This window comes from Luteimonas rhizosphaericola (assembly GCF_029888045.1).
Lineage (GTDB): Bacteria > Pseudomonadota > Gammaproteobacteria > Xanthomonadales > Xanthomonadaceae > Luteimonas > Luteimonas rhizosphaericola.
The window spans coordinates 1-2,393 of record NZ_JARXRN010000023.1 but is presented as its reverse complement, the minus strand read 5'-3'; the positions used below and the strand labels follow the sequence as shown (position 1 = coordinate 2,393).

Genomic DNA, 2,393 nt, shown 5'->3' with positions numbered 1-2,393 from the left:
CCTAACGCCTGAGTTAAGCCGCGCCGCGTAGTGGAGCAAAGCACATGGCAAGCTCTACCTGCCATGTGCTTTGTGTAACGAAGCGGCGTCGGCTTGAACGAACTGTTAGGCGGAACGCTACGACGAAAACCGGGGTGCGGCAAGCTCTTGGCTTGGGATGTGGCCGAAGCCAATGGCGCCTGGGTGCGCCGGCCCGGGACCTGTCCACGGACCTGGCCGAAGCCTGCGATGGACGGTCCGATTGCAACGCCTGAGTCCAGCCATCCGAAGCCGGCCGCGACGAACTGTCCCGGCGCGCTTGCGACTACTTGGCCGAAGCCAAAGATGATGGCAGCACGTTGGCCGATCCGATTGCGACGACACTCAATAGCACGACATTGCAGCGTGCCGCCTAACGCCTGAATTAAGCCGCGCCGCGAAGCGGCGTCGGCTTGAATGAATTGTTAGGCACCTTCGCCATGAACTAGGTCAGCGAGTTGCGGCAGTGGAGAGTACCCGCTGGTCTCTGGGCTGGAAGGAAGTGCCGCCACTTCAATGTGCTGGACTTTCTCCGCGAGCGCAAGCTCGCCCAGCGCGCATTCAAGCATGATGAAGGTGCCTGTCAGGAAGTCTTGCGACCGCGTAGCGTCAAAGTGAGCGTAGCCAACTCGTAGCCCAAGCGCCGACGGGTCGCTGGAGGAACGGAGTGGCAAGTACCACGTCGCTTCTGGGCTGAACGTGATTCCAGCGTAGCTAGTATCGAACTCGAACCCCATCGCAGGTTTAAAAGCTAAGAATCGCCAGCCCGGAACTGGTGGTGCAGCAGCAATCAGCGTGCGAACGGCCGAGAAGTGATCTATGTCTCCCTCAGCGGTTACGATCAGTTCGCAAACGCCGTCATCTGCGCGCCCAATCTCGAACCAAAGGTTCGGGCAGTAGGCGTGCAACTGCTCCAGGATCTCATCAAGGAGCTGCTCCTTATCGTCGACCTCAACGTTCCGAAAGCGCTGCTCGTTGCGTTCGAACCAGAGCCAGAAGACGCGCTGATCTTTCATGAGGTGCCTAACACCTGAATTAAGCCGCGCCGCGAAGCGGCGTCGGCTTGAATGAATTGTTAGGCATCAGTCCCACCATGCCGTAACACCCTGAACGACAGGAGGCTCGATGCCCAACTGACCAATCTCGTCTGGATCGGCGAAGGCGACATAGTCTGGTTGAAGCGCCGAAAGAGCCTCAGTGAGCGCCTCCGGTTGGATAGTGCCCGCCACCAAAACTGTGTCTGTGAAAGGCCATGAGTCATCGTCTGGGTCAAGCTCGGAGATCAGGGCGTATACGGCGGTTACGTCAGGACGCTGAAGCAACCCAAGCAGAGTGTCTCGAAATAGCGGAACTCCGGGATGAGGGACAAGATTGCAGCCAATGGAACCTTCATCGTCGTTCCCGTCGAAGAATCGATCAAGTGGAACGACTTGCGGCTCCGCCTGAGTCTGGAGCTCTCTCTTCAATGCGATGCACTTATCCTGATCCACGATGAACCCTCAACTGATGCCTAACGCCTGAATTAAGCCGCGCCGCGAAGCGGCGTCGGCTTGAATGAATTGTTAGGCGGCAAAGCCACCCCGGAACTCCCACAACATGCGCCCGAACAATACCAGCAACGCGGCAGGTAGTCCCAACCACCAGAACGTCCCTCGCCAACTCCGAACCAAGGCAGTTCCGCAAAGCAGAAACCAAAGTGACGCTAGGACGTTGATGATGGCGAACGTTAGAGCGAAGCCGGTTGGATCTTCCCCTTGGGAAGCACGGAAGTCGATACGGAAGAGCAAGGCGGCGTTTGTCAGAGTTGCCAATGCAAGAGAAAACCATAGCCAACCCACAAGCCTAGCTGTCCGCTGCAAGTTGCTCATATCTGTCCTTGCCGCCTAACGCCTGAGTTAAGCCGCGCCGCGAAGCGGCGTCGGCTTGAATGAATTGTTAGACCGCAGGCTTGAGCGATCTGGCCAGTGCAAAAAATGATGCAGAGAAGATGACGAGAAGCACCGCTGGAACAACGATATTGACTGCGATATAGGCAATGCTGAGAAGCGATTTGTCAGCTTGAACGGCGTACGCGCCCAGTATGAAGTGATCTGCTATCTGAGACAGTATCAAGACCCATGCCGCGCTGAAGACAAGGGAGATAAGCAGTATCAGGCTGGATCTTGACCTCAATTTCCGATGTAACAGCCAGCTTCCAGAGCCAAGCAGGAGCAGCGCGGCCAGAAAGGCAAATCCGAGAATGGCGTCAGGATCGGTCATGGTCTTCTGCGGTCTAACGCCTGAGTTAAGCCGACCCGCGAAGCGGGTTCGGCTTGAACGAATAGTTAGGGCGCCGGCGACGGAACTGCCGGGCCCCGTGGCCGGAACTGTACGCC

The 2,393-nt window shown here is 57.4% G+C and carries 3 protein-coding genes; all 3 read right to left on the bottom strand.

The features are described 5' to 3' along the window. Positions 1–443 precede the first annotated feature (443 nt). Positions 444–1,034 carry a hypothetical protein gene (locus tag QFW80_RS08895; protein WP_280601406.1) on the bottom strand — a complete coding sequence of 197 codons (591 nt, stop codon included), beginning with the start codon at positions 1,032–1,034 and terminating at the stop codon, positions 444–446. 66 nt (positions 1,035–1,100) lie between these two features. Further along, positions 1,101–1,508: a hypothetical protein gene (locus tag QFW80_RS08890; RefSeq protein ID WP_158636514.1), complete on the bottom strand. Its 408-nt coding sequence runs from the start codon at positions 1,506–1,508 to the stop codon at positions 1,101–1,103. Positions 1,509–1,953: 445 nt separating this feature from the next. Beyond that, positions 1,954–2,277, bottom strand: a complete 324-nt coding sequence (locus tag QFW80_RS08885; RefSeq protein ID WP_280601401.1) for a hypothetical protein — start codon at positions 2,275–2,277, stop codon at positions 1,954–1,956. Between the last annotated feature and the right edge of the window lie 116 nt (positions 2,278–2,393).